Here is a 1,255-nt window from a genome sequence, read left to right as displayed (position 1 = left end):
GCCCCGACCCGCCGCGCCAGAGCCCCCCGCGCCGCATCAGGGCGAACCTCCCGCGTTCCCGCCGCCCCCTCCCGCGCCGGGGAACCGGGCGTCGTGACAGTGTCACAGGAGCAGGAGCTCGGCGCGCTCGCCGCGGAGGTCGCTCGGGAGGCGGGGGAGCTCGCCAGGACACGCCGACAGCAGGGGGTCACCCTGGCCGCGACCAAGTCGACACTGGCCGACATCGTGACCGAGGCCGACCGCGAGGTCGAGGCGCTCATCCGCGACCGTCTGCTGACGGCGCGGCCGCACGACGGCTTCCTCGGCGAGGAGTCCGGTACGGCGGCGGGCGACAGCGGGATCACCTGGGTGGTCGACCCCATCGACGGCACCGTCAACTACGCCTACGGCATCCCGGCCTACAACGTCAGCATCGCGGCCGTCCAGGGAGAGCCCGACCCGAGCCGGTGGGAGGCGCTCGCCGCCGCCGTGCACGCACCGGCCGTGGGGGAGACGTTCACCGCCGCTCGAGGTCACGGAGCCTGGCTCGGCGGCAGGCGCCTCGAGGTCACGCAGGAGACACCGGCCGGCGCGCTCCTCGCCACCGGGTTCGGCTACGACCCCGCGACCCACGACGGCGACCTCGCGACCGTGCGCCGGGTGATGCCCATCGCGCGGGACCTCCGGCGGATGGGGTCGGCCGCACTCGACCTCGCGTACGTCGCCGCTGGTCGACTCGACGGCTACTTCGAGCGCGGACTGGCCCCCTGGGACCTCGCGGCGGGCGCGCTCCTGGTGAGCGAGGCGGGCGGCATCGTGACGCGCGTCGACACCGACTCCCCTCGGCCGCTGCTGATCGCCGGAGGACCAGCCGTGCACGCGCGGCTCACCGAGATCCTGTGCTGAGAAACCTGGACTGATACATGGCATTCCCAGGGTGATCGGGGTAGTGTTTACCCGATCGTTACTTTCACCACCCGAAGGTGAAAGCTGTCATTGCGCCCCCGAGCAACACGAACGACCGAGAGACTAGTTTTGCCCTTCGAGAATCCCCAGGCTGCCGCTGCGCCCACGCGTCGCTCCAGCCGTCATCGCACTGCGGCCACCGAGGCCCCGGCGACCGGGACGACGGCACCCCTCGCTCACGCGGAGACCGTGGTCGCGCTCGCCGCCGTCGCACCCCTCTCCCGTCGCGCCGCACGTCAGCGGCCGAATGACGTCCCGCCGGTGCCTCAGGCTCCCGCCGAACCGTTCATCGCCGCGACGCCCGCGCCCG

General features: G+C 73.0%; 1 protein-coding gene. It reads left to right on the top strand.

Annotated features, from left to right (window positions below; translation table 11 throughout):
* Positions 1-99 precede the first annotated feature (99 nt).
* Positions 100-885, top strand: a complete 786-nt coding sequence (locus DW309_RS11345) for an inositol monophosphatase family protein (protein WP_136045433.1) — start codon at positions 100-102, stop codon at positions 883-885.
* The last annotated feature ends 370 nt before the right edge of the window (positions 886-1,255 follow it).

Source organism: Microbacterium sp. K41, assembly GCF_004794395.1.
GTDB lineage: Bacteria > Actinomycetota > Actinomycetes > Actinomycetales > Microbacteriaceae > Microbacterium > Microbacterium sufflavum.
Note: the sequence above shows the minus strand (reverse complement) of the source record. Positions and strands in the feature narration are given on the sequence as shown.